Origin of the sequence: Chitinophaga sp. CCNWYY40 (genome assembly GCF_037483205.1) — a bacterium.
In the GTDB taxonomy this organism is placed as follows: Bacteria; Bacteroidota; Bacteroidia; order Chitinophagales; family Chitinophagaceae; genus Chitinophaga; species Chitinophaga ginsengisegetis.
The window spans coordinates 872,689-896,702 of record NZ_JBBHLF010000003.1 but is presented as its reverse complement, the minus strand read 5'-3'; the positions used below and the strand labels follow the sequence as shown (position 1 = coordinate 896,702).

23 protein-coding genes are annotated in these 24,014 nt (G+C 46.9%); 17 read left to right on the top strand and 6 right to left on the bottom strand.

The genetic code is table 11. The features are described 5' to 3' along the window. Positions 1 to 15: 15 nt before the first annotated feature. From V7S65_RS14115 to V7S65_RS14080, 8 genes are all read left to right on the top strand, one after another. On the top strand, positions 16 to 549 hold the full coding sequence (locus V7S65_RS14115) for an RNA methyltransferase (protein ID WP_235015944.1): 534 nt from the start codon (positions 16 to 18) through the stop codon (positions 547 to 549). 12 nt (positions 550 to 561) lie between these two features. Then, positions 562 to 1,428 (top strand): UbiA-like polyprenyltransferase, encoded by an 867-nt coding sequence (locus V7S65_RS14110; RefSeq protein ID WP_079470505.1) that lies wholly within the window; start codon positions 562 to 564, stop codon positions 1,426 to 1,428. Positions 1,429 to 1,454: 26 nt separating this feature from the next. Then, positions 1,455 to 1,868 (top strand): Holliday junction resolvase RuvX, encoded by a 414-nt coding sequence (gene ruvX, locus V7S65_RS14105; protein ID WP_079470504.1) that lies wholly within the window; start codon positions 1,455 to 1,457, stop codon positions 1,866 to 1,868. Positions 1,869 to 1,970: 102 nt separating this feature from the next. Then, entirely contained in the window at positions 1,971 to 2,549 is a 579-nt protein-coding gene (gene def / locus V7S65_RS14100) for a peptide deformylase (RefSeq protein WP_079470503.1), read from the top strand. Positions 2,550 to 2,668: 119 nt separating this feature from the next. Beyond that, positions 2,669 to 3,172 carry an RNA polymerase sigma factor gene (locus tag V7S65_RS14095; RefSeq protein WP_079470502.1) on the top strand — a complete coding sequence of 168 codons (504 nt, stop codon included), beginning with the start codon at positions 2,669 to 2,671 and terminating at the stop codon, positions 3,170 to 3,172. Between the two features lie 66 nt (positions 3,173 to 3,238). Beyond that, positions 3,239 to 4,108, top strand: coding sequence for an anti-sigma factor (locus tag V7S65_RS14090; RefSeq protein WP_336386737.1), 870 nt, complete (start codon positions 3,239 to 3,241; stop codon positions 4,106 to 4,108). A 273-nt stretch (positions 4,109 to 4,381) separates the two neighbouring features. Beyond that, positions 4,382 to 4,921, top strand: coding sequence for an anti-sigma factor (locus V7S65_RS14085; protein WP_111577740.1), 540 nt, complete (start codon positions 4,382 to 4,384; stop codon positions 4,919 to 4,921). 132 nt (positions 4,922 to 5,053) lie between these two features. After that, positions 5,054 to 6,004: a hypothetical protein gene (locus V7S65_RS14080; protein WP_111577739.1), complete on the top strand. Its 951-nt coding sequence runs from the start codon at positions 5,054 to 5,056 to the stop codon at positions 6,002 to 6,004. Between the two features lie 3 nt (positions 6,005 to 6,007). Here the strand turns inward: V7S65_RS14080 and V7S65_RS14075 are convergent, their stop codons facing one another. Together V7S65_RS14075 and V7S65_RS14070 are read right to left on the bottom strand one after the other, a co-directional pair. Continuing rightward, positions 6,008 to 7,636, bottom strand: coding sequence for a gliding motility-associated C-terminal domain-containing protein (locus V7S65_RS14075; RefSeq protein ID WP_168771317.1), 1,629 nt, complete (start codon positions 7,634 to 7,636; stop codon positions 6,008 to 6,010). 165 nt (positions 7,637 to 7,801) lie between these two features. Further along, positions 7,802 to 8,875, bottom strand: a complete 1,074-nt coding sequence (locus tag V7S65_RS14070) for an RluA family pseudouridine synthase (protein WP_336386738.1) — start codon at positions 8,873 to 8,875, stop codon at positions 7,802 to 7,804. A gap of 58 nt (positions 8,876 to 8,933) precedes the next feature. Here V7S65_RS14070 and lipB point away from each other — a divergent pair, with 58 nt between their 5' ends. After that, positions 8,934 to 9,698: a lipoyl(octanoyl) transferase LipB gene (gene lipB / locus V7S65_RS14065; RefSeq protein ID WP_339545901.1), complete on the top strand. Its 765-nt coding sequence runs from the start codon at positions 8,934 to 8,936 to the stop codon at positions 9,696 to 9,698. Positions 9,699 to 9,700: 2 nt separating this feature from the next. Here the strand turns inward: lipB and V7S65_RS14060 are convergent, their stop codons facing one another. From V7S65_RS14060 to V7S65_RS14050, 3 genes are all read right to left on the bottom strand, one after another. Then, complete coding sequence (locus tag V7S65_RS14060; RefSeq protein WP_079470496.1) at positions 9,701 to 10,432, bottom strand: hypothetical protein; 732 nt, start codon at positions 10,430 to 10,432, stop codon at positions 9,701 to 9,703. Positions 10,433 to 10,499: 67 nt separating this feature from the next. Then, complete coding sequence (locus tag V7S65_RS14055) at positions 10,500 to 11,447, bottom strand: 1-aminocyclopropane-1-carboxylate deaminase/D-cysteine desulfhydrase (protein WP_336386740.1); 948 nt, start codon at positions 11,445 to 11,447, stop codon at positions 10,500 to 10,502. A gap of 29 nt (positions 11,448 to 11,476) precedes the next feature. Next, a complete protein-coding gene (locus V7S65_RS14050) occupies positions 11,477 to 12,817 on the bottom strand; it encodes an alpha-L-fucosidase (protein ID WP_079470494.1) in 1,341 nt (446 codons plus the stop codon). Between the two features lie 131 nt (positions 12,818 to 12,948). Here V7S65_RS14050 and V7S65_RS14045 point away from each other — a divergent pair, with 131 nt between their 5' ends. From V7S65_RS14045 to ilvA, 8 genes are all read left to right on the top strand, one after another. Continuing rightward, positions 12,949 to 13,851: a sugar phosphate nucleotidyltransferase gene (locus V7S65_RS14045; RefSeq protein WP_079470493.1), complete on the top strand. Its 903-nt coding sequence runs from the start codon at positions 12,949 to 12,951 to the stop codon at positions 13,849 to 13,851. Then, positions 13,842 to 14,939 carry a phosphotransferase enzyme family protein gene (locus V7S65_RS14040; RefSeq protein WP_336386741.1) on the top strand — a complete coding sequence of 366 codons (1,098 nt, stop codon included), beginning with the start codon at positions 13,842 to 13,844 and terminating at the stop codon, positions 14,937 to 14,939. The genes V7S65_RS14045 and V7S65_RS14040 overlap by 10 nt, the downstream gene beginning before the upstream one ends. 682 nt (positions 14,940 to 15,621) lie before the next feature. Beyond that, the gene (locus V7S65_RS14035) at positions 15,622 to 16,524 is read left to right on the top strand and encodes a branched-chain amino acid transaminase (protein ID WP_079470490.1); all 903 of its coding nucleotides are present in this window, start codon (positions 15,622 to 15,624) and stop codon (positions 16,522 to 16,524) included. Positions 16,525 to 16,771: 247 nt separating this feature from the next. Then, on the top strand, positions 16,772 to 18,451 hold the full coding sequence (gene ilvD, locus V7S65_RS14030; protein WP_336386742.1) for a dihydroxy-acid dehydratase: 1,680 nt from the start codon (positions 16,772 to 16,774) through the stop codon (positions 18,449 to 18,451). Beyond that, positions 18,417 to 20,165: a biosynthetic-type acetolactate synthase large subunit gene (ilvB, locus tag V7S65_RS14025; protein ID WP_235015942.1), complete on the top strand. Its 1,749-nt coding sequence runs from the start codon at positions 18,417 to 18,419 to the stop codon at positions 20,163 to 20,165. Before ilvD ends, ilvB begins: the two co-directional genes overlap by 35 nt. A gap of 49 nt (positions 20,166 to 20,214) precedes the next feature. Beyond that, positions 20,215 to 20,751, top strand: coding sequence for an acetolactate synthase small subunit (gene ilvN, locus V7S65_RS14020; protein ID WP_079470487.1), 537 nt, complete (start codon positions 20,215 to 20,217; stop codon positions 20,749 to 20,751). Between the two features lie 128 nt (positions 20,752 to 20,879). Continuing rightward, entirely contained in the window at positions 20,880 to 21,926 is a 1,047-nt protein-coding gene (gene ilvC / locus V7S65_RS14015; protein ID WP_079470486.1) for a ketol-acid reductoisomerase, read from the top strand. Between the two features lie 160 nt (positions 21,927 to 22,086). Next, positions 22,087 to 23,343, top strand: a complete 1,257-nt coding sequence (gene ilvA, locus V7S65_RS14010; RefSeq protein WP_079470485.1) for a threonine ammonia-lyase IlvA — start codon at positions 22,087 to 22,089, stop codon at positions 23,341 to 23,343. A gap of 29 nt (positions 23,344 to 23,372) precedes the next feature. Here the strand turns inward: ilvA and V7S65_RS14005 are convergent, their stop codons facing one another. Next, positions 23,373 to 23,897 (bottom strand): hypothetical protein, encoded by a 525-nt coding sequence (locus tag V7S65_RS14005; protein WP_133256157.1) that lies wholly within the window; start codon positions 23,895 to 23,897, stop codon positions 23,373 to 23,375. Positions 23,898 to 24,014: the final 117 nt, after the last annotated feature.

Genomic DNA, 24,014 nt, shown 5'->3' with positions numbered 1-24,014 from the left:
TTATCTTTGCAGGTGATGAGAAAATTAAGCATGGATGAACTGGGCCGTAAAACGGTGGAAGAGTTCAAGGCTGCCGATAAAACGCCTATTGTACTGGTACTGGATAATATACGCAGCATGCACAATGTGGGGTCAGTGTTCCGTACAGCGGATGCATTCCTTGTACAGGGAATCATTCTTTGTGGCTATACGCCGGTGCCGCCGCACCGCGATATCAATAAAACGGCGTTGGGCGCTACCGAAACGGTGGAGTGGCAGTATTTTGATACCACGGTGAGTGCTGTACAGGAGCTGAAAACAGCCGGATACCGGGTGATGGCCATTGAGCAGGCGGTGAACAGTTATATGCTGAACAGTTTTGTACCACCTGCGGATCAGCCGCTGGCGCTGGTTTTTGGGAATGAAGTGAGCGGGGTAGACGGGGAAGTAATGAAGCTGGTGGATGGTTGTATTGAAATTCCGCAGCTGGGCATGAAGCATTCCTTAAATATTTCTGTGAGTACCGGTATTGTGGTTTGGGATATCTTTGTAAAATTGAAGAAGGCTTAAAGGACTAATTATATGATTTCTACGGTCAACAAGTATTTATCGCTGGTAAAGTTCAGTCACACGATCTTTGCCATGCCTTTTGCCCTCACCGGCTTTTTTATGGCTATCACCAAAGGAGGCGGCGGTCTTAACTGGGTTACATTTGCGCTGGTAGTGCTGTGTATGGTGTTTGCACGCAGTGCGGCGATGGCGTTTAACCGGTGGCTGGATGTGGATATCGACAAGCTCAATCCACGTACGGCTAAAAGGGAAATACCAGCCGGTATCATATCTCCCAAAAATGCCTTGTTTTTTATTATAGCCAATGTGGTATTATTTATTCTCACCACCTGGTTTATCAACCCCGTGTGCTTTTACCTGTCGCCGGTAGCCTTGCTGGTGGTGCTGGGATATAGCTACACCAAGCGTTTTACCGCCCTTTGCCACCTGGTGCTGGGTGTAGGATTGGCGCTGGCGCCGATTGGCGCTTACCTGGCAGTAACCGCCAGTTTTGCGCTGTTACCGGTGCTGGTATCTTTGCTGGTGCTATGCTGGGTATCCGGTTTTGACATTATTTACTCCCTGCAGGATGAGGACTTTGATAAATCGCAGCAGCTGAATTCCATCCCGGCGTGGCTGGGACTTTCCGGCGCCCTGCGTTTTTCTGAATTACTCCATGTGATAGCGGCGGCGCTGGTAGTAACTATCGGCTTAACCGGCAATTTTCACTGGATCTACTGGATAGGAGCTGCTGTTTTTGTGGTGATGCTGGTTTCGCAGCATTTGCTGGTAAAACCCGATGATCTTAGTAAGATCAATATTATGTTTATGACTACCAACGGGATTGCGAGCGTGGTGTTCGCTGTTTTTGCGATCACGGATATGCTCGTTTTTCATTAACCCAACACCCTGCTAAAAGATACGATATGGCCCGCCTGATGGCAATAGATTACGGAAAAAAGAGAACGGGACTGGCCGTAACAGACCCTTTACAGATGATTGCCACCGGGCTTACCACCGTTGCCACGCATGACCTGATCCCTTTCCTGAAAAAATACTTCGCCGCCGAACAGGTGGAAACAATTGTAATAGGGGAGCCCAAAGGGCTGGATGGCAACGCAACAGATGCTACTGCACTGGTTACGGAGTGTATCCGTATCATTAAAAAGAACTTCCCGGATATCCCTGTTGTAACGGTGGATGAGCGTTTTACCTCCAAAATGGCTTTCCAGACGATGATCGACAGCGGTCTGAAGAAAATGGACCGCAGGAATAAGGCCCTCGTTGATGAGATCAGTGCCACTATTATACTGCAGGAATATCTCCGTAATAAAATATAATACCATATAAAAAATCAGCTTAATCAGGCTAATCGGGGGCAAGACAACATCCGCTTAACTCCGAAATTGTCTATCTTTGCGGATTAAACCAAGTATTTGAACATGATTTTGCCAATTGTAGCTTACGGTCACCCGGTATTGAGAAAAGTAGCAGAAGACATCACTCCTGAATATCCTAACCTGAAGGAATTGATTGCCAATATGTGGGAAACCATGTATGGTTCCAACGGCGTGGGCATTGCCGCCCCGCAGGTAAATAAGGCGATCCGGCTGTTTGTGGTAGACAGTGAGCAGATTATTCACAACCTGGAAGAAGACGAAAAGAACGATTATCCCGGAGATGAGGGCGTGAAAGGAGTGTTTATCAACGCACATATCGTGGAAACCGGCGGGAAAGACTGGGCATATAATGAAGGATGTTTGAGTATTCCGAAGGTACGGGAAGATGTAAACAGGGCGGAAACGGTTACCCTGAGCTATGTGGACGAGAACTTTACCCCGCATGAAAGAACATTCACGGGTGTGACTGCCCGGGTAATCCTCCATGAGTATGATCACATCGACGGTGTTTTATTCATCGATCACCTGAAGCCATTAAAGCGCAGAATGTTGAAAAGTAAGCTCGAAGACATTACCAAAGGCAAAATAAGAGTAGATTACAAGATGACTTTCCCTAAATAGGAAATAATTTTGTAATGTAAAGAAAACCTGTTATTTTGGTATCATAAAGTATAACATCCATATCCTCAAACTTGGGAGCTACCTTAACATACACTGAAGTTGAATTGATTCAGGGTCTTATGGCCAGGGATGAAAAGATATTCACTTATTTGTATGATCATTATTCACCTGCTTTATATGGCGTAGCCCTGAAAGTAGTAGGAGAAGAAGCCGCAGCGGGAGATGTACTACAGGAAGTATTTGTAAAAATCTGGCGGAATATTGACCGCTATGATGCCTCCAAAGGCAGGTTATTTACCTGGATGCTGAATATTACCCGCAACACAGCAATCGACAGTCTTCGCTCAAAAAATCATAAACTGGAACAGCGCGTACAGGATGTAAACAGTGTGGCACTGATGTATGAACCACAGCTGGCGGTACACTTATCCGTGGACCATCTTGGTTTAACCAAAGTGATTGAAAAGCTTCAAAAAGATCAACGAATTATTATAGACATGGCTTACTTCAAGGGACATACCCAGGAAGAAATAGCCAGGTCCCTTGAAATACCATTGGGCACCGTGAAAACCCGCATGCGCAATGCTATCATACAATTGAGAACACTGTTAAAACAATTGTAATTATAAGAAATAGTGGATGTACAACGATACATATCATCCGGAATCCTTGAAAGCTATGTATTCGGTATGTTACCGGAAGCAGAACAAGGTGAGGTAGAAACGGCCGTATCTCAATACCCCGACGTTAAAGCTGCAGTGGATTCATTGCAGCACGACAAGGAGCGTTTTGTGCAGCTGTATGCAATAGCACCTCCTCACGGCATCAAGGAACGGCTGGTGGAAATTATCCGTCAGGAAAACACGCAGGAAGGAAACGACCTGCTGCCGGATGAACTGCGTGCACCAATCCCCACACCCCTGAACGGAAAACAGAAAAAACAAACGCAGCAACCAGCCAGGGAAACCCCGGTAAAACAGCTGCCAGTGGCCAAAAAATCAAATGACCGGATCTGGAAGTACCTGACCGCCGCCATCGTAGTCTTGTTGCTGGGCAGTGTGTTCATGAATTTCTTTTTCTTCCGGAAATCCACTGATTATAAAAGCCGCTACCAGTCGCTGATAGCCACCAAAGAAAAACTGGAAGCAGATAAGGAACAGCAGGCGTTGACCAGTTTAAAGGAAACGCCCGGCAATGTAGTGACAGATGTGGACCCCCTGAATAATCCCGATTTTAAATGGACAAAAATCCCCGGTGGCGGCAAATATGCAGGCAACCTGGTATCTGTAGGATGGAATGCAAAAACACAGGCCGTATACCTCCAGGCGCAACTGATGCCTGTACCTCCGGCCGGTAAACAATTCCAGCTATGGGCCATTGCGAATAAGAAGCTGGTGGATGCAGGTGTTTTTCTCACCGGCGCCGATGCCTCACAACTGTTACAACAAATGAAAGCAGTAGCGGTTGCACAGGGCTTCGCCATTACGCTTGAAAAGAAAGGCGGCAGCCCCGACCCAAGTATGGACCAGGTATGCATGTCGGCAAAACTGGCAAACTAACGCTGGATTTGTTTATCATAAATGAGTATATCGCCTTTACCGGCGCCCCGATTAACCATTTTCAAAGAGAAATAACTATTATAGAAAAATATCCGTGAAAGCAGAAGGCGTGATGATCATGTTCCGTTTTGTCGTGTTGTGAAATCCGTTAGTATTTAAGTATCTAAACTATATCCAAAAACACGTTTATTCACACAATTCAATAATGAAACCAATTTGCAGGAGGGTTAACCTGTACCCGATCAAGACCTGCAACAACCAAAAGTAGTATCCATGCAAGAAACTAAAAACCTATCCTGGAAATGGCTTGCCACCATCGCCGCCGTGCTGCTGGTGGGAAGTCTTATTCTGAATTATGTGTACTTTAACCGGTACAAGGAATTCAAGGAGTACAAAGACAAATACCAGTCTTTACTCGTATCACAGAACTCCATTTTGTCCAGGACCAAACAAATGCAGGAATCTCTGGATATTCTCCAGGATCCTAAAGTTCTGAAAGTGCCGATGCCAGGTACCAAAGCGTTCCCTGAAGCATTAGCTACTGTATTCTGGAACCCGCAAAGTCAGGAAGTGTATCTGAAAGTTAACAAACTGCCAGAACCAACTGCCGACAAACAGTATCAACTCTGGGCTATCGTAGATGGCAAACCGGTTGATATGGGCGTGTTCGAAATGGGTGATACAGCCAGCCTCCTCCAGAAAATGAAAGTAACCGGCAAAGCACAAATGTTTGCTGTTACACTGGAGAAAAAAGGTGGTGCGCTGCAGCCTACTATGGAACAAATGTATGTGGCCGGAAAAATCCCCGGTTGATAAAAAGAGATAGGTCTTCTCTATCTCCTTTTAAAGAAAAACAGAAAGCTGTTGCAAGTGATACTTGCAACGGCTTTCTGTTTTTAGTATTTGCCTGGCATCCACTTTGCTCTTTTTTACTAAATTGCAGCTATGTCACATTTTTGGAAAAGTATAGCCGGAACCATTGCCCTCAGCCTGTTACAATGTTTGCAACTCAACGCTCAGGACACAGCCCGCTATAAAGGAATGACGGTTAACCTGGATGAAGTTATTGTAGCCGCAAAGCGTATAGGCTTCGACGTTAACAGCTTTATTAAAAGGGTGGAAGATGACACCACCTTTTACCGCGCATTCAAAAACCTGCATATCGTAGGCTTTGATGCCATCAACGATATCCAGGTACTTGGCAAAAAGGCCCAGGTACAGGCTTCCCTGTATAATCAAACCCACCAGGAAATGAAAGGGAAATGCCGCACCATGCAGGTTTCTAACGAAAAAGTAACCGGCGACTTCTATACCCGCAAAGGAAATTATAATTATTATACAGCCGAATTATACGCTAACCTCTTCTTTACCAAAGGCACCGTGTGCACCGATGAATCAGGGGAAGATCCCGACCGCTCCAGCGGCAGCCTCGCCCGGCATAAGGCGCAGCTGAAACAACTGATCTTTAACCCCGGGAAACCTATCCGTGGTGTGCCCATCGTAGGGCCCAAAGTAGCCATCTTCAACAGCGAGGTAATGCGGTACTACGATTTTTCCATCACTGCCGAAAACTATGTGGACGGCACCTCCTGCTATGTGTTTACTGCCAGAACAAAGCCCGGCCTGAGCCGCATCGACAGGGCAGACGTGGTAATCGACGAGCTGATCACCTGGTTTAATAAAGAGAACTTTGAGATCGTTGGCCGTAAATATGCCCTGTCTTACAAAACGATGTTGTTTGATTTTAATGTGAAGATGAATGTGCAGATGACCAAATATAATGGCCTCCTGATCCCTGCGCTGGTTACCTATAACGGCACCTGGAATGTGCCCTTCAAAAAAAGGGAGACAGCCGTGTTTGCCGCTAAGTTCCTGAATTTTACGGGCGCGCAGTAACCGTTAGTTCACCAAAGTAATAGTGCCGGTTTTATGCACGGCAAACCGGGTGATCACTTCTTTATAATCCACTATCCACACATAAGTGGCGATATCTGCTAAAGTGCCGTTCACACGGCCGTTCCAGCCCACCTGCGGATCGGTAGTATAAAAGATCCGTTCTCCCCAGCGGTTGTAGATGCTGAGCGTATAATCGTATATGGGACACCGGTATACCGGCCGGAAATAATCATTTCGTCCATCTCCGTTAGGTGAAAAGGCTGTGGGGAAGTACAGCTGGCATTCGCAATCATGATATTTTACTTCTACTGAATCAACAGATGTTCCGCAGCTATTGGTAGCCACCATTGCATAAAACCCGGGCCTGGTAACAGTGTACATAGGTGTGCTGGTACTGTCCTGCCACTTGTAAGTGCCGCCACCAGCGCCGGTGGCGCGCAGCTGGTATACTTCGTTTCTGCAGAGCAGCGTATCCGGGCCGAGGTTTACCCGCAGGGTATCTTCAAATTTTACGGAGATGCTGTCCATCGATTCGCAGCGGCCTATTTGTGCATGCACATAATAGAAGCCGGGCTTGGTTACATAGTAGGTGGCCTGGTCGGAGCCATCCTGCCAGAGATATTGTCCGTTGCCGAAATCGGCGGTAAGCACCAGGAAGTTGCCTTTACAGATGCTGGTATCGTTGCCGAGATCCAGTTTTTTTAACCGGTTATAATTGATGAAGATGGTATCTACCACGCTGCAGGTGTTGTTGATTTCCACCAGCGCCCACAGGTTAGTGGTGTTGCGGATGGTCACCGATGGCGTAGTAGCGCCGGTACTCCATTCCCATTTGGTGGCCTCCGGGATGGCCGGTGCCACGCGGATCGTTTCCCCGGGACACAGCAGAGTATCCGGTCCCAGTGAAAAAGGATATGGGGCACCGGTGAAAGTAATGGTAATATCGTCCGACACAGTGGGGCATCCTTTCGGATATACGTCTACGTGATAAGTACCGGAGGTATAAACATCCTGTGTAGGTTCTGTATTACCGGTACTCCAGAGATATGTACAGTTTTGCGCGGTAGCATCCAGCGCAATATGTTCGCCGGTACATAATATGAGGTCTTTGCCAAGATCAATTTCCGGGATGGGTGTATAAAAAACATTCACCGAGTCGGGGTTCGGGCAGCCGTTTATTTTTACTTTATAGGTAGCGGAAGTATCCACAAGGATGCTGCTGCCTGTGGAGCTGTCCTGCCACAGGTACGTAGCGCCGGGAATGATGGGCGCCTGCAAAGTCATGGTGCCGCCTTCACACAGGGTGATGTCCTGGTCGCCGAGGTCAAAGATCACAGGCGTAACGATGGTAACGGGTTGTATGGTGGTATCCGGAACACCATTGCGCCAGGCGATAAGGGTATCGGTGTAAGTGCCGGTACTGGTATAAATATGATACGCCCGCATGCTCCTGGAAGAATCTTTATCTCCCGAAGGGGGATCATTAAAAAACCATTTTACAGAGTCAACACCGGCGGGATTGATGATCAGGAAAAAAGAAGTATCGTTTACACAGGTAGAGGATACCGCAAAAGGGGTATTCTGGGCGCCGGCTTTGTTGCTAAGCAGGCAGCACACCAGTAAAACCGGCATAAGGAATAAGAATCGACAGAAAACAGATATTTGGTCTCTCATGCAATGACATGGGTAATTGCCGCTAAGATAACCTAAACATGTAGAATATTTGTAATAATAAATATGATTTTTGTGAGAAGATGATTTTAGCGGAGACAATTCCCCGCTAAAACCGGGTGTAAGTTATTCTTCATCCTCTTTCAGTGGCCTGGCCGCGATGTATCTTTTCCATTTTTCCAGTACGGCCGTAAAGTCGGAAGGTAAGTTGCTTTCAAAGTACATCTGCTCGCGGGTGCGGGGATGTATGAAGCCCAGCTGTTGTGCATGCAGGGCATGACGGGGCATGATAGTAAAGCAGTTTTCCACAAACTGTTTGTACTTCGTGTATACGGTTCCTTTAACGATGCGGTTACCACCATAGGTTTCATCATTAAACAGGGAGTGGCCGATATGCTGCATGTGTACGCGGATCTGGTGGGTGCGGCCGGTTTCGAGGCGGCATTCAATCATGGTTACATAATTAAACCTTTCCAGTACGCGGTAGTGGGTGATAGCTTCTTTGCCGTATTCACCATCGGGATATGCGTCCATGATCTTACGTAAGCGTTGATGGCGGCCTACGTGGGCTACCACCGTGCCTTCGTCTTCTTCAAAATCGCCCCACACCAGCGCAATGTAGCGGCGATGTACGGTGTGATCAAAGAATTGTTTGGCCAGGTCGTTCATCGCTTTCTCGGATTTGGCGATGACCAGCAACCCGCTGGTATTTTTATCGATGCGGTGTACCAGCCCGAAACGGGGAATTTCCGGCTCTGTAGCCTGGGTTTTATCGCCCAGGTACCACGAGAGGCCGTTTACCAGTGTACCATCGCGGTTGCCGCAGCCGGGATGTACTACCAGGCCGGCGGGTTTGTCGATGATCATAATATCGTCGTCTTCAAATACAATATTCAGCGGTAGTTCTTGTGGAATGATATCGGTATTTTCCGGGTTCCGGTTGGAAAACACAACGATCCTGTCCAGCGGCCGGATCTTGTAATTGGCCTTCACGGGTTTATCGTTCACCAATACCAGTTCACCATCCAGGGCCTGTTGGATCTTATTGCGGGTGGCGCCTTCTATGCGGTTAGTAAGGAATTTATCAATACGGATAGGGTCCTGACCTTTGTCGACCACCATATTAATCTTTTCATATAATTCCTCGCTGCCATCCCCGTTTTCCAGCTCATCTTCCAGTTCCAGCAATTCTTCAGCCATCAATATAATTTTTTGCAAAGGTAAAGCTTAGTTGGCAGTTTAGCAGCCCTGTGGGCAAATGTTCCGTATCACAGCGATTTGGCGTACCTTTGCGCAGCTGAAAAAGACCAATATGATCATGGACAAAGTAAAGCAGAAGATTGTAGTAAAAGACCTCGGCGTGATAGACTACCAGGCTGCCTGGGATTACCAGGAGCAGTTGCTGAAGGAAAATGTGCAGTTGAAAACCAGGGTGGCCGATCAGTTGCCAAAGGCTACTACCAACTACCTCTTGTTTTGCGAACATCCTCCCGTGTATACCATTGGTAAAAGCGGTCATATGGAAAACCTGCTGATCTCCCAACAGGAGCTGCAGGAGCAGGGGATAGGCTTTGTGCCTACCAACCGTGGCGGAGATATTACGTTTCATGGTCCCGGCCAGGTGGTGGGTTATCCTATCCTGGATCTCGAAAATTTCTTTACAGATATTGGCAAATACCTGCGCTGCCTGGAAGAGGTGATCATCCGCACGTTGGCGGAGTATGGCGTAACCGGCGACCGTTCTTCCGGGGAAACCGGCGTATGGCTGGATCCGCACGATAAAACGAAGGCCCGTAAAATATGCGCCATGGGCGTACGTTGCAGCCGCTGGGTAACCATGCATGGCTTTGCGCTGAATGTGAATACCCTTATGGATTACTTCAATAACATCATCGCCTGTGGCATTGCCGACAAGCAGGTAGCCTCACTCGATAAAGAAGTGGGAAAGCCGGTAAGCCTGGAAGAAGTAAAAGCTAAGCTGAGCAAACATTTCGGCGAAGTGTTCAACGCTGAAATGGTGTAGTGTTACATTTTATAGTTCAGTGGAATAAACAGGTTCCATTTCTCCTTTAATTTCCCATCCTCGAATATTTCGAAGTTGAACCACCCGGCATGCATGAAAATGGCTTTCTCTAAAATGAGGGAAGGGCCTTTTACCTGGTCTATATCAAAAAGGAAGGTGCCGTTGGCTTCATAAAACTTAACGGAGTATTTCTTTTGTGGAGCATCCGGCAGTTTTATGTTGATATTACCATCGGCGGTAGTGTAGATGTAGTTGGAGGGATGCCAGGAGGCTCTTTCCGGCTCCCTGTTTTCCTGTTCTTTGCCTCTCAGTCCTCTTGAAGCATCCATGATATCGGCATACTGTAATTTCTGATCCGCGCGGATAGTGCTGTCGGACAAGGCCAGTATGGTTTTGCTGTACATGAAGCGTCCGTTGGTGAATAAGATAAAGAGACGGTAATAGTTGCTGCCCGGTAACGGTTTATTATCGAGATAGGCGTTCCTTGTTTGAGTAGGATAGCTGGCGTAACCAATGGTATTAAAGTTCAGCACGCTGTCGAGCGAGCGCTGTACACCAATTTCTTTTACCTGTGTGAAGCCGGAGATCCAGTCCAGTTGTATTCTACCGGTTTTAATAGAAGCGGTAAAATTAGGCAGCACAGGTGGCACAAACTCCTGTGTCTGAGCCTTTCCTGCAAATCCGGTCAATAAAAAAATTCCAATAACAAATGTTATACGCACAATCTGCTTCATACTGATTATTCCGTGAGCTCTTAAAGTTGGCAAAAATACACTACCGTTCAAATATAATGAACAGTTTTTAAAAGGATAGAACGCCGGGAGAGAGGGAAAGATTGCCCTGGAGGCCACCGCTGTGTATCAGCAATATGTTGCTGTTGGCCGGAAAGTAGCCCTGCTGGACCAGATCACGAAAGGCCATTACCAGTTTGCCGGTGTAAATAATATCTGTCGGGATGCCTGTTTCTTTGTAAATAGTATTGATAAAATCTATAAGTGCCGGTGATTTCTTTGCATAGCCTCCACCGTGGTGTTCGTATAATAACTGCCAGCGGGTGGTATTATTGGGATGCAATAGATCAGTAACTTCTTTTTCAAGGTACTGCGCGCCTTTCAGCACAGGAATGCCAATTACCTGCTGATGCGGTGCGGCACTGTTGATGAGGCCAGCAAGCGTAGTGCCTGTGCCTACTGCACAGAGGATATGTGTATAGTTTGTTGTGGGGAAGATGGAAAGGATCTCTTCACAGCCTTTGGCGCCCAGGGCGTTGTGACCGCCTTCAGGAACAACATGATAACCGGGATATACAGTTTCGCCGCCTTTATCATTGCGATAATCCTCCCGGCTAACGAAAACGAGCTTCATGCCATTGTTTTCCGCGGTTTGAAGCGTATGATTCAACTGGCCGTTATGTTCTTCCCCCCGGATAATACCTGTGCAGGGTAAAGCAGCCTCCCTGCAGGCCAGCGCGGTGGCTGCAATATGATTGGAGTAAGCGCCGCCATAGGTAAGGATGCCGGTGTTGTTATGGGCCTTAGCCGCCGCAATGTTGTATTTCAGCTTAAACCACTTATTGCCTGATACCTCCGGGTGAATTTTATCCAAACGCAGCATGGCAGCGTGGATATGCTCCGGCAGCCAGGTGGTTTGAAAAGATTCGAGGGTAATGTTGTTGTAAGAAATCATGCAGCGGTTAAGTGATAAGGCGATAAAAAGATCAGGGAGATGAAAGCATACGGCAGCTCTCATCTCCCCAAATATAAAATCAAAATCGCTTATTAATCGTTGGTGAGGAAACCGCCCTGGCCTCTGTACAGCTTCACAGCCTTATCCAGCTTCACTTTCAGCACCGTGATGTATTTATCGTGTACATTTTCCGGTACGTCTATAAATACCAGTCCGGGTACAGGGCTCCAGGAAATTTTGCCAACTACCTTGTGGGTCAGCTGGCTGTTGTTACCCAGTACGGTGATGCTTTCAATTTTATTGGAGAGGCCCTTCACCATTACCTGGCCGCTGGTTTTAGCAGGCAGGAACAGGTAGAGGGTGCTGGAATCTTTGGAGAGGGTGGTGGGGCCATAGAAGTGTCCCTGCGGAATACCACCGATGGTATTGAACACCGCTTCGCCGTTGCGTTTGTTCCAGGCGCCGAGTTCTTTCAGCATATGTACTTCTTCTTCAGGAATGCTGCCATCGGCTTTGGGGCCTATATCAAGCAGGAGGTTACCGCCATTGCTCACGGCATCCACGAAGATGGTGATAATTTCGAAGGGTGTTTTCCAGTTGTTGTCTTGTGGCTGCCATCCCCAATTGTTGTTGATGGTCATGCAAAGCTCCCACCAGTGGTACTTCGGGCGCGACACGGGGAAGTTCTGTTCCGGGGTTTCATAGTCGCCGTAACCCTGGAGGCGTCCGTTGATAATGGTGTTGGGATTATGGGAGGTGAGCATTTGTCGCATTTTGGGTGCTTCCCATTCTTCGGCGGAGTGTTCCCAGTCGCCGTCAAACCACCACAGGTCCGGGTTGAACTTCGTCATTACTTCGGCCATTTGTCCTTCATAATATTTGAGGAAGCGTTGCCATCTTTCGGGCTGGGCTTTGATTTCGTAGCGGTTGCTGTCTTTCAGAAACTGCGGATAATCGTTGTGGCTCCAGTCGATCAGGGAGAAATAGGCACCACATTTGATACTATCGCGCCGCAAAGCCGCGTAGAACGGGGTGAGCACGTCTCTTTTCGCCGGCGTACTGTTAGCAACATCCAGTTTACTGTATTTGCTGTCCCACAGCGCCACGCCATCGTGGTGTTTGGTGGTCATTACCGCATAGCGGGCGCCGGATTCTTTGATGAGGTCGGCCCATGCCTGCGGGTTGTAATTATTTGCAGTAAAGCCTTTCAGCTGCTGCATGTAATCGGGGTAGGATATTTTTTTGTTGTGGAACGACCAGGATTCATCGATTCCTTTGACGGAATAGATGCCCCAGTGAATAAAAATGCCCAGTTTGGCATCGGAGAACCACTGCATTTTTTCTTTGATGTCATCCGGATTTGTTTTCTGTTGCGCATGGGCAGCCGTAAGAAGCTGCATGGCAAAGGCTACCAGCACTAATAATCTCTTCATTGTTCAGTTTAATTAATCTTTAAAAAAGGGTGTTACTACAAAAAGAAAGTGTGAAAATAGTTTTAATGATTAAATTTAGCGCCGATATTTTTAGGTAAATAGTTGACACTTATAAAACTAATATCAGAAAAATGCAACCGACTTTATTGATTTTGGCGGCCGGTATGGCCAGCCGCTACGGAAGTTTAAAGCAAATCCAGCAATTTGGCCCCAGCGGTGAAACTATCGTTGACTACTCTATTTACGACGCTATCAGCGCCGGTTTTGGAAAAATAGTGTTCATCATCCGCGAGAATTTTGCGGCTGAGTTCAAGGAAATCTTTGAACCAAAGCTCAAAGGCCGCGTGGCTGTTGATTTTGTATACCAGGAAATGGATGCTTTTTTAGGAGATCATGCGGTGCCGGCCGAAAGGACTAAGCCGTGGGGTACTGCCCACGCCGTTCTTTGCGCCAAAAACGCTATCAATGAGCCATTTGCAGTGATCAATGCAGATGATTTCTATGGTACCGATGCTTTCGTTAAAATGGCGGCTTTCCTGAACAACGACTGCAAACCTGATGTATACAGCGTAGTAGGTTATGAACTGGGCAAAACTATCAGTGAGCACGGTTCTGTATCCCGCGGTGTATGCGAAGTAAGCGCAGACGGTAACCTGGCGGCTATCAACGAAAGGACCAAGATATACGCTGAAAACAACCAGATCGTTTATGAAGAAGCAGATGGCAGCAAACATCCGTTACCAGCCAATACGCCGGTATCCATGAACTTCTGGGGATTTCATCCGAGCGTATTTGAACTGAGCCAGGGCCTTTTCAGTGAATTCCTGGAAAAAAACAGCAGCAATCCTAAATCGGAGTTCTTTATTACGATTGTAGCCGATGAATTTACCCGCCGTGGTATTGGCCAGGTAAAAGTAATCCCAACCAGCGCAAAATGGTTTGGCGTTACTTACAAAGAAGATGCACCGGGCGTGCAGGCCAGCTTGTCGGCGCTGGTTGAGAATGGAGAATATCCAGACAATTTATGGAAATAAAACCCAACAAAAAGATCCTTCAGGCTTTTGGACTTGAGCCTGAAGGATTAAATGTCCGAAAATTTGGATCAGGACACATCAACAACACTTTTTTGTTAGAAAAAAAGCAGGACGGCAGTAGATACGTTTTACAAAAGATCAATGTAAACGTGTTTAAGGAACCAGGAGTTATCGCCGCCAACCAGAGAATGGCAGCGGATTATCTGGCAGTTCATCATCCCGGCTATCTGTTTATTACGCCGATCCCCACGGTTAACGGGGAAGAGCTCTTTGTAATTGACAACGAATACTGGAGATTGATCCCTTTTATTGCGGATTCCGTAACGGTAGACCAGGCCGACAACCCAAAGCAGGCGTATGAAGCAGCCAAACAATTTGGCCGCCTCGCCAGTTACCTTTCGGGAATTGACCTGAAGCCGTTTAAAGCTTCGATTCCAAACTTTCACAACCTGACCCTTCGGTACAGCGCCTTCCAGGAGGCTATCCGAACGGCAAAGGAAGACCGGAAAGTTGCAGCAGAAGAGATGATTGAAGATTTCCTCCGCTATTCTGACATCGCAGTAACGTATGAACAGCTGAAAACAAATCCTGAATTCAGGGACCATCTGATGCACCACGATACCAAAATCAATAACGTATTGCTCAACAAGGATACTTATGAAGGTATTTGTGTATGTGACCTGGATACCCTGATGCCCGGAAAAATCATCTCAGACCTCGGTGACATGGTACGCACTTATGTTTGCCCCGTGTCTGAAGAAGAAAGGGATTTCAGCCAGATCGTTATCCGCGAAGAATACTACGAAGCCCTTATGCAGGGGTATCTCGCAGAGATTGGCGGTACTTTGACAAAAGTAGAAAAAGAACAACTGTTCTTTGCCGGGAAGTTTATGATCTACATGCAGGGGATACGCTTCCTCACCGATTATCTGAACGGTGATGTATATTATCCCATCAAGTATCCGGCACACAATTACGACCGCGCAAAAAATCAGCTGGTTTTACTGCAGCGGCTCATGGAAAAAGAAACAGTACTGCAGGATATCATCGACAAATGCCTGCATGTCAACGTAACAAGTGAACAGTAAATGAAATCATTTTTTAGAACGTGAACAGTAAATGAAATGAAATCATTTTATCCCGGTGCTTCCTGCACCGGGATTTTTTTTTGCGGAGGTTGTCTTTTCCAGGATTAAACTGATTATGCTGATTTAAGGATTTGATCACTTTGGATTTTAAAGGATTTGGGGAGATGTAAGCGGATATCGCTCATATCTCCCCAAATCCTTTAAAATCCAAAAAGTCCAATCAAGGTAATCAGTGTAATCAGTTTAATCCTGGAAAAGACAATTTCCGCGTCTTTTGTACACAAAACTGGTAGATTAATTTATAAGGATCATACGATTTGTTTAGAAAATGCGTAACTATTGCCTTCTTTTTTTAAATATTTTCAAAAACCCTTAATGTGATTAATTTTTTACTAAATATTGGGTGTGTTGTTGTTTTTTATTTTTTTCACGAATACTTTTGTAGAAACGCTAAAGAAAATAAGCACCTCCATGTGGGTAAATAAAGACAATATAAAACTTAATCACATCGTACCTCAGCTCAACTGGGCTATCACGAAGGTCGTGATTATCGTCGTTGTCATTATTAGCCACCAGTATGGAGGATAGGTAAACGTGCATATAATCACAAAATATAACGCCTTCCTCCGCAAAGAGGGAGGCTTTTTTTTGGACTGTATATTCCTGGTATAATTTCAATTTTATGTATAGCTATTACAACGACAACACCTTTCTTTACATCAATGGTGAGTACACCAAAGCAAATGCTGCTACAACTGACCTGTATGGCCAGTCGCTCCACTACGGTTATGCTGTTTTTGAAGGCATCCGCGCCTACAAAACCGCAAACGGCGAAGTGAAGATCTTTAAAGCAAAAGAACACTTCGACCGCCTGAAGCGCTCCTGTGAACTGATCCACATCCCTTACAAATTTGATAACGAAGAGCTGATCGCCGCTTGTTATAAAGTACTGGAGATGAACAACATGGAAGAAGCGTATATCCGGCCGCTGGTTTTCTGTCCGCCAAATATGACGCTGAAAGCCGCCGCAGAGTCGCACATCCTGATCTGCGCGTGGGAATGGGGAGCTTACCTGGGAGAAAAGCTGTTGCGCGTAATGACTTCCTCCTACGAACGACCAAATCCGAAAGCATTTAAAATAGAATCCAAATCGGCCGGTCTTTATGTAAACTCCATACTGGCCTCGCAGGAAGCAAAAGAAAAAGGTTACGATGAAGCGCTGCTGCTGGATATGAATGGTTACGTTGCAGAAGGCCCCGGTGCTAACATCTTCTTTGAAAAAGACGGCAAAATATACACTCCTCCCGCCGGTAACATCCTCCCAGGCATCACCCGCGCCACTGTTATCGAACTTTGCCAGGAACTGAATATCCCACTGGAACAGAAATTATTCACCATCCCGGAATTAAAAGAAGCCGAAGCAGCGTTTTTCTGCGGTACCGCAGCAGAAATCATCGGTATCGACTCCCTGGACGGTCAGTCTTTCAGCAAACCCTGGGCACAGTCACTCGGAAAATTACTCCAACAGGCTTACAAAGCTAAAGTGCTGGAAAAATCATTTCAGCGCGAAGCTCAATTAGCATAACCGTTGGCTGTTAGCTGTTAGCATTCGCTAAATGCTAACAGCTGACAGTTAAAACCCTTTGAAGGTTGTAAATCGAAAAACTTACAATCCTTTGCAGTAAAGGGTTTTGAAGTTAAAAAGGCAGATTTGAAGACCGGTAAATTGGAATAAGTTGGTTTGAATTTGACGACGACACCGGGTAATTTGTGGAGAGTTTTTAAAATAGGGTACCTATAAACACCTGTAATCGGGGTAATAACAAAAAGCAATGGAATTAAATAAATACAGCAAGACGATCACGCAAGACCCTACGCAACCAGCTGCGCAGGCACAATTGTATGGAATTGGTTTAACAGAAGAAGATCTGAAAAAAGCACAGGTGGGTATCGTCAGCATGGGCTACGATGGCAACACCTGCAATATGCACCTGAATGATCTGGCGAAAGACGTGAAAAAAGGCGTCTGGGCAAATGATCTGGTCGGACTCATTTTCCATACTATTGGCGTCAGTGACGGTATGAGCAATGGTACGCCGGGGATGCGCTACTCCCTCGTTAGCCGTGATCTGATTGCAGATTCCATTGAAACCGTTGCAGGAGCGCAGTATTACGACGCCCTGATCACCGTACCCGGCTGCGATAAGAACATGCCCGGTTCCCTGATGGCTATGGGTCGCCTCAACCGCCCCTCTATCATGGTTTACGGCGGTACCATCGCACCCGGAAAATATAAAGGCCAGGATCTTAACATCATCTCAGCATTTGAAGCATTAGGTCAGAAAATGGCCGGCAAACTGGATGAAGGCGATTTTAAAGGCATTGTACAGAATTCCTGCCCCGGCGCCGGCGCCTGTGGCGGTATGTACACTGCTAATACCATGTCTTCCGCTATTGAAGCACTCGGTATGAGTCTCCCGTACAGCTCATCCAACCCCGCATTGAGCCAGGACAAAAAAGATGAATGTATCGCTGCCGGTAAATACATCCGCCTGCTCCTTGAAAAAGATATTAAACCTAAGGACATCATGACCAAAGAGGCGTTTGAAAACGCCCTCACCATCATCATGGCCCTGGGTGGCAGCACCAACGCCGTACTGCACTTTATCGCCATTGCGAAGTCAGTAGGCATCTCTATCAGGCTGGAAGATTTTCAGCGCATCAGCGACAAAACACCGCTGATCGCCGACCTGAAACCAAGTGGTAAATACCTCATGGAAGACCTCCACAACATTGGCGGCGTTCCACTGGTAATGAAATATCTCCTGAAAAAAGGATATCTCCACGGCCATTGTATGACCGTTACCGGTAAAACAATCGCCGAAAACCTGGAAGACGTGGCAGACATAGATTTCAGCACACAGGATATCATTGTGCCGCTGGAAAAACCACTGAAACAAACCGCCCACATCCAGATCCTCTACGGTAACCTCGCTACAGAAGGCTCCGTAGCCAAGATCACCGGTAAGGAAGGCGAACGCTTCAGAGGCCCCGCCCGTGTATTCGACGGCGAATTTGAACTGATCGCAGGTATCACCTCCGGTAAAGTGAAAGAAGGGGATGTGGTCGTTATCCGCCAGGTAGGCCCGAAAGGCGCTCCCGGTATGCCGGAAATGCTGAAACCCACCAGCGCCATCATGGGCGTGGGACTGGGTAAAAGCGTAGCCCTCATCACCGATGGCCGTTTCTCCGGTGGTACCCACGGATTTGTGGTAGGCCATATTACCCCGGAAGCTTTTGAAGGGGGAAATATCGCACTCGTACAAGACAACGATATCATCGAAATAGACGCAACGAAGAATTTTATCAATGTGGAAATCAGTGATGAAGAACTGACCGCACGCCGGGCAGCGTGGAAACAACCCGCATTGAGAGTGACCAATGGAATCTTATTTAAGTACGCAAAACTTGTAAAAAATGCAACAGAAGGATGTGTTACCGATGAAGCCTGAGATAGCAGATAAACAATTAGCTGCAAAGCCTGTGATTACAGGTTCCGAGGCTGTGATCCGTTCCCTGATCGAAGAAGGGGTGGACACTATTTTCGGATATCCCGGCGGGGCGATCATGCCTATTTATGATGCCCTTTACGATTTCCAGGATCAGGTCCATCACATACTCGTCCGGCACGAACAGGGTGCCACTCATGCTGCACAAGGTTATGCACGCAGCTCCGGTAAGGTAGGTGTAGCTTTTGCTACGTCCGGTCCGGGCGCTACCAACCTGGTTACAGGTCTGGCGGATGCTTATATGGACAGTACCCCAATGGTATGCGTAACCGGCCAGGTAGCCGCTGCCCTGTTAGGAACCGATGCATTTCAGGAAACAGACGTGATCGGCATTACCATGCCTATCACCAAGTGGAATATACAGGTGACCCGTCCGGAAGATATCCCCGGCGCAATGGCCAAAGCATTTTACATTGCCCGCAGCGGCCGTCCCGGCCCTGTACTGGTGGATATCACCAAAAATGCACAGTTCGGGGAATTTGAATACGAGTACAAGAAATGTGAATATATCCGCAGTTACCGTCCTATTCCTGAATTGAACCAGGATGCGGTAACCGCAGCAGCAGCGCTGATCAACGGTGCAAAGAAGCCATTCATCCTCTGTGGTCATGGCGTACTGTTATCAGGTGCGGAAAAAGAACTGATCGCACTGGCCGAAAAAGCCGCTATCCCGATCGGATCTACTTTACTGGGCCTGTCTGCCGTACCGGTAGATCACCCGCTGTATGTAGGTATGCTGGGAATGCATGGTAACTATGGTCCCAATATGCTCACCGGCGAAGCCGATGTAGTAATCGCAGTGGGCATGCGCTTCGATGACCGTGTAACCGGCGACGTAGGCACTTATGTTCCCAACGCGAAAGTTATACACATCGAAATCGATGCAGCAGAGATCAACAAGATCATCAAAGCTGATGTAGCCGTTCACGCAGATGCAAAGCCAGCCCTGGCAGCATTGATCAAACAGGTAAACCCTGCAGAGCATGCAGCCTGGCTGGAAGAATTCCGCGCCGCTGATAAAAAAGAATATGATAAAGTACAGCATGCTGAGCTTTACCCGCAGGAAGGTGAACTGAAAATGGCAGAAGTAATCCGCCTGATCTCAGAAAAAACCAAAGGCGAAGCAGTACTGGTAACAGATGTTGGTCAGCACCAGATGGTAGCTTCCCGCTACTACCGCTTTAAAAATCCCAATACCAATGTCACCTCCGGTGGAATGGGTACGATGGGCTTTTCGCTGCCGGCAGCAATGGGCGCCAAAACCGGTACGCCTGAAAAAGAAGTAGTCGCTATTATCGGCGATGGTTGCTTCCAGATGACATTACAGGAACTGGGCACTATTCACCAGTCGCAGATTGGTGTGAAAATAGTGATCCTGAACAATAACTTCCTGGGAATGGTAAGACAATGGCAGCAACTGTTTTTCGACAGGCGCTATTCCTCCACTGAAATGGTCAATCCCGACTTTGTACAGGTTGCCAAAGGATTTTATATCCCCGGCAAAAAAGTAACAGCAAGGGAAGATATATCCGCCGCTATTGATGAAATGCTGGCGCACAAGGGTGCTTATCTGCTGGAAGTAGTAGTGGAAAAAGAAGATAACGTATTCCCTATGGTGCCCGCAGGCGCTCCTGTTTCCAGCATCAGGCTGGAGTAGCAGCATCCCGGAGGATTCACATTGATCATTTGTAATTCACAACAGGTATATGCAAAAAGAATATACAGTAACGGTATATACGGAAGATCGTATAGGTATAACCAACCGTATCACCATCATATTTACCCGCAGGGGCATCAATATCACCAGCTTAACCACCGCTGAAACAGAAATTCCGGGTGTGTATAAGTTTGTAATAACGGTGATGTCTACACGTGAGAAGCTGGATAAGGTAGTTGGACAGATAGAAAGACTGATTGAAATTCACCGCGCTTTTGTGCATGAAGAAGATGAAGTGGTATACCAGGAGCTGGCGTTGTACAAGATTTCTACCCGGTCGTTACATACAGGTGATATCGAAAGACTGATACGTGAAAACAATGCGCGTATCCTGACGATCACCGCAGATTATTTTGTGATCGAGAAAACAGGTCATCAGCAGGAGCTGACGGATTTTATCAAGAAACTGGAGCCATACGGCCTGATAGAGTACACCAAGAGCGGAAGGGTTGCCATTGTAAAATGGAGCCGCCGTTTCCACGAACACCTGAAAGAATTACATACACAGGAAGCGCCCGGCCTTTAGCCGCGTGCTTTCAGCAAATAACTGGCTGCCGGCCAGCCGCCGGCAGCTGACATCTTAATCATTATTCATTCAAATCACACCTCAGCTAATAGCTAACAGCTAGTAGCTAAAAGCTAAAAAAACAACACATGGCAACCATCAATTTTGGAGGGGTACTCGAACAAGTAGTAACCAGAGAAGAATTCCCTATGGAAAAAGCAAGGGAAGTGCTGAAGAACGAAGTGATTGCAGTTATTGGTTATGGCGTACAAGGTCCTGGCCAGGCACTGAACCTGAAAGACAATGGCTTTAATGTTATTGTAGGTCAACGTAAAAATTCCAAAACCTGGGATAAAGCAGTTGCTGATGGCTGGGTTCCTGGTGAAACTTTATTCGATATCGAAGAAGCAGCTCAGAAAGGTACTATTCTTCAGTTCCTGCTGTCTGATGCCGGACAGATCACCCTGTGGCCTACTTTAAAGCAACACCTGACTCCTGGTAAAGCACTGTACTTCTCCCACGGTTTCGGTATTACCTATAAAGAGCAAACCGGTATTATTCCTCCTGCTGATGTAGACGTAATCCTGGTAGCTCCAAAAGGTTCCGGTACTTCACTGCGCCGCCTGTTCCTGGCTGGTCAGGGTCTGAACTCCAGCTACGCTATTTTCCAGGACGCTACCGGCCGCGCTAAAGAACGCGTAGTAGCACTGGGTATCGGCGTTGGTTCCGGTTACCTGTTTGAAACAGATTTCAAAAAAGAAGTTTACTCCGATCTTACCGGCGAACGCGGCTCTCTCATGGGTTGTATCCAGGGTATCTTCGCTGCTCAATACGAAACACTGCGTAAGAATGGTCACTCACCTTCTGAAGCTTTCAACGAAACAGTAGAAGAACTCACTCAGTCACTGATGCCACTGGTAGCAGAAAACGGTATGGACTGGATGTATGCAAACTGCTCTACTACTGCTCAGCGCGGTGCGCTCGACTGGTGGAAGAAGTTCAAAACTGCTACCCAGCCTGTATTTGATGAACTGTATGCCAGCGTTGCTGCAGGTAAAGAAGCTGCCCGTTCTATCGCTTCCAACAGCACTCCGGACTACCGCGAAAAACTGAACGAAGAACTGAAAGAACTCCGCGAAAGCGAAATGTGGCAGGCAGGTGCGGCTGTACGTAAGCTGCGTCCTAACAACGCTTAATAGCTAATATTATACATTACAATGGCAAAGCATTTTCGAATTATTGAAATTATTGGCGCTCGTATTTAGTACGGAAGAATACATCTTTCCAATACTGAATACAGGTTCCATGATTTCGATAATCCCGAAAATGCTTTGCCATTTGTATTAATTACATTTTATGTCTGAAGTAATGAGTAGTGTCAATTCCCTGAATATCCTGGACGCGGCAGTGAAACTGAAACCAATCGTCACCCGCACTCCGCTGATGTATAGCGCCAACCTTTCCCGGCGTTATAACTGCGACGTATATCTGAAAAGAGAGGATATGCAGATTGTACGCTCTTATAAATTGCGCGGCGCCTATAACCTCATCAGCAGCCTGCCCGCCGAACTGCTGGCCAAAGGCGTTACCTGCGCCAGCGCCGGTAATCACGCCCAGGGCTTCGCTTATGCGTGTAAAGCCATGAATATAAAAGGCGTGGTGTTTATGCCCGTGATCACACCAAAACAAAAAGTTAACCAGGTAAATATGTTTGGCGGCGATCACATAGAAATCCGCCTTGTAGGAGATACCTTCGACGATTGCTCTGTGGAAGCCCAGGCTTTCACAAAAGCAAACAGCATGACCTTTATCCCTCCTTTCGATAACCCGAAAATAATTGAAGGACAAGGTACAGTGGCAGTGGAAATACTGGAAGACCAGTCCGCTATCGATTTTCTTTTTGTACCCGTTGGTGGCGGCGGACTTGCCGCCGGCCTCGGCACCTATTTCAAAACTTACAGCCCCAATACCCGCATCATCGGCGTGGAACCGGAAGGCGCGCCCTCCATGCTCCGCGCACTGGAAAACGGCGGCCCCGTTACCCTCGATGAAATAGAACGCTTTGTAGATGGCGCCGCTGTTAAAAGAGTAGGTACCCTCAACTACGAAATCTGTAAAGATGTGTTGGATAAAATGCACCTGGTACCCGAAGGAAAAGTGTGTTCCACCATCCTCCGGTTATATAATGAAGATGCTATTGTGGTAGAACCCGCGGGCGCCTTGTCCATCGCGGCACTGGACGACCATGCAGCAGAAATCAAAGGGAAAAAAGTAGTATGCGTTATCAGCGGCAGTAACAACGACATCGACCGCATGCAGGAAATAAAAGAACGTTCACTCCTGTATGAAGGATTGAAACACTATTTTATTGTACGCTTTGCTCAACGTCCCGGAGCCCTGAAACAATTTGTGAATGATATACTTGGCCCGGATGATGATATCACCCGGTTTGAATATATCCAGAAACATAATAAGGAAATAGGCCCGGCACTGGTAGGTGTGGAATTGAGGCACCGCGAAGACTACGATAAACTGATTGCCAATTGTCAGAAATATAATTTCCAGATCACCGAACTGAATAAAGATGACAGCCTGTTCGGGTATCTCGTATAAAAATCAGGCGCGTCCATAAAATGGGCGCGCTATTTTTTTTGTGACGCTACCACCGGAAAATCCAGTAATTCACATTCCTCAATTTTGAGATCCCAGATCAGCCCCCTGCAATAGCCTTTCAGGAAAACCGGGCTTCCCTTCGTTAAATTGATATCTTCTTTGTTCTGCAGAAAGCATTTAATGGAATGGGATCTGTCACTGCTTTTAAGGATCATATAGGCAGTGCCCATTGGATTAATACCCGTACCAATATAAATACCGTTTAGATATACCGTTTCATTCGTATACTTTTCTGCCACTACCGGATCATTCGCCAGATATAGCTTTTGCAGCTCTATGGCACCTATAGGGTATTGTGCACATCTTCCTATACTGGTATCTTCTTCGGGCATTACCGCGAAATGCAGATCAGCAGCAACATCCGGTATACCCTTGTGCTGGTTAAGAAATGAGTATAGCAAAATTCCGGCAATGGTGATGACAACCATACCAATTGTGATTAGATGCAGGCGCCGGTACCTGTTGCGGTTCTTTGAGGTAGTAGTACTCGACATGACGGGGAATTTAGGGATAGTGACTAATATACCAACAAAACCAAAGAGCAAATCCTGCTTAACAACTGCATAACAAAAAAACGCCCGCCCCGGTTCACCGGGGCGGGCGTAAAATAA

What these genes read in the sequence shown, in the direction of transcription:
- def (WP_079470503.1), top strand. Translation starts at nt 1,971, where the DNA reads ATGATTTTGCCAATTGTAGCTTACGGTCACCCGGTATTGAGAAAAGTA.
- V7S65_RS14055 (WP_336386740.1), bottom strand. Translation starts at nt 11,447, where the DNA reads ATGAGAGCTGCCGTATGCTTTCATCTCCCTGATCTTTTTATCGCCTTA.
- V7S65_RS14035 (WP_079470490.1), top strand. Translation starts at nt 15,622, where the DNA reads ATGTATAGCTATTACAACGACAACACCTTTCTTTACATCAATGGTGAG.
- ilvC (WP_079470486.1), top strand. Translation starts at nt 20,880, where the DNA reads ATGGCAACCATCAATTTTGGAGGGGTACTCGAACAAGTAGTAACCAGA.
- ilvB (WP_235015942.1), top strand. Translation starts at nt 18,417, where the DNA reads ATGCAACAGAAGGATGTGTTACCGATGAAGCCTGAGATAGCAGATAAA.
- V7S65_RS14075 (WP_168771317.1), bottom strand. Translation starts at nt 7,636, where the DNA reads ATGCCGGTTTTACTGGTGTGCTGCCTGCTTAGCAACAAAGCCGGCGCC.
- lipB (WP_339545901.1), top strand. Translation starts at nt 8,934, where the DNA reads ATGTTCCGTATCACAGCGATTTGGCGTACCTTTGCGCAGCTGAAAAAG.
- V7S65_RS14085 (WP_111577740.1), top strand. Translation starts at nt 4,382, where the DNA reads ATGCAAGAAACTAAAAACCTATCCTGGAAATGGCTTGCCACCATCGCC.
- V7S65_RS14005 (WP_133256157.1), bottom strand. Translation starts at nt 23,897, where the DNA reads ATGTCGAGTACTACTACCTCAAAGAACCGCAACAGGTACCGGCGCCTG.
- ilvD (WP_336386742.1), top strand. Translation starts at nt 16,772, where the DNA reads ATGGAATTAAATAAATACAGCAAGACGATCACGCAAGACCCTACGCAA.
- V7S65_RS14045 (WP_079470493.1), top strand. Translation starts at nt 12,949, where the DNA reads ATGCAACCGACTTTATTGATTTTGGCGGCCGGTATGGCCAGCCGCTAC.
- V7S65_RS14050 (WP_079470494.1), bottom strand. Translation starts at nt 12,817, where the DNA reads ATGAAGAGATTATTAGTGCTGGTAGCCTTTGCCATGCAGCTTCTTACG.
- V7S65_RS14060 (WP_079470496.1), bottom strand. Translation starts at nt 10,432, where the DNA reads ATGAAGCAGATTGTGCGTATAACATTTGTTATTGGAATTTTTTTATTG.
- V7S65_RS14115 (WP_235015944.1), top strand. Translation starts at nt 16, where the DNA reads ATGAGAAAATTAAGCATGGATGAACTGGGCCGTAAAACGGTGGAAGAG.
- V7S65_RS14090 (WP_336386737.1), top strand. Translation starts at nt 3,239, where the DNA reads ATGTTACCGGAAGCAGAACAAGGTGAGGTAGAAACGGCCGTATCTCAA.
- ilvN (WP_079470487.1), top strand. Translation starts at nt 20,215, where the DNA reads ATGCAAAAAGAATATACAGTAACGGTATATACGGAAGATCGTATAGGT.
- ruvX (WP_079470504.1), top strand. Translation starts at nt 1,455, where the DNA reads ATGGCCCGCCTGATGGCAATAGATTACGGAAAAAAGAGAACGGGACTG.
- V7S65_RS14110 (WP_079470505.1), top strand. Translation starts at nt 562, where the DNA reads ATGATTTCTACGGTCAACAAGTATTTATCGCTGGTAAAGTTCAGTCAC.
- V7S65_RS14080 (WP_111577739.1), top strand. Translation starts at nt 5,054, where the DNA reads ATGTCACATTTTTGGAAAAGTATAGCCGGAACCATTGCCCTCAGCCTG.
- V7S65_RS14095 (WP_079470502.1), top strand. Translation starts at nt 2,669, where the DNA reads ATGGCCAGGGATGAAAAGATATTCACTTATTTGTATGATCATTATTCA.
- V7S65_RS14070 (WP_336386738.1), bottom strand. Translation starts at nt 8,875, where the DNA reads ATGGCTGAAGAATTGCTGGAACTGGAAGATGAGCTGGAAAACGGGGAT.
- ilvA (WP_079470485.1), top strand. Translation starts at nt 22,087, where the DNA reads ATGTCTGAAGTAATGAGTAGTGTCAATTCCCTGAATATCCTGGACGCG.
- V7S65_RS14040 (WP_336386741.1), top strand. Translation starts at nt 13,842, where the DNA reads ATGGAAATAAAACCCAACAAAAAGATCCTTCAGGCTTTTGGACTTGAG.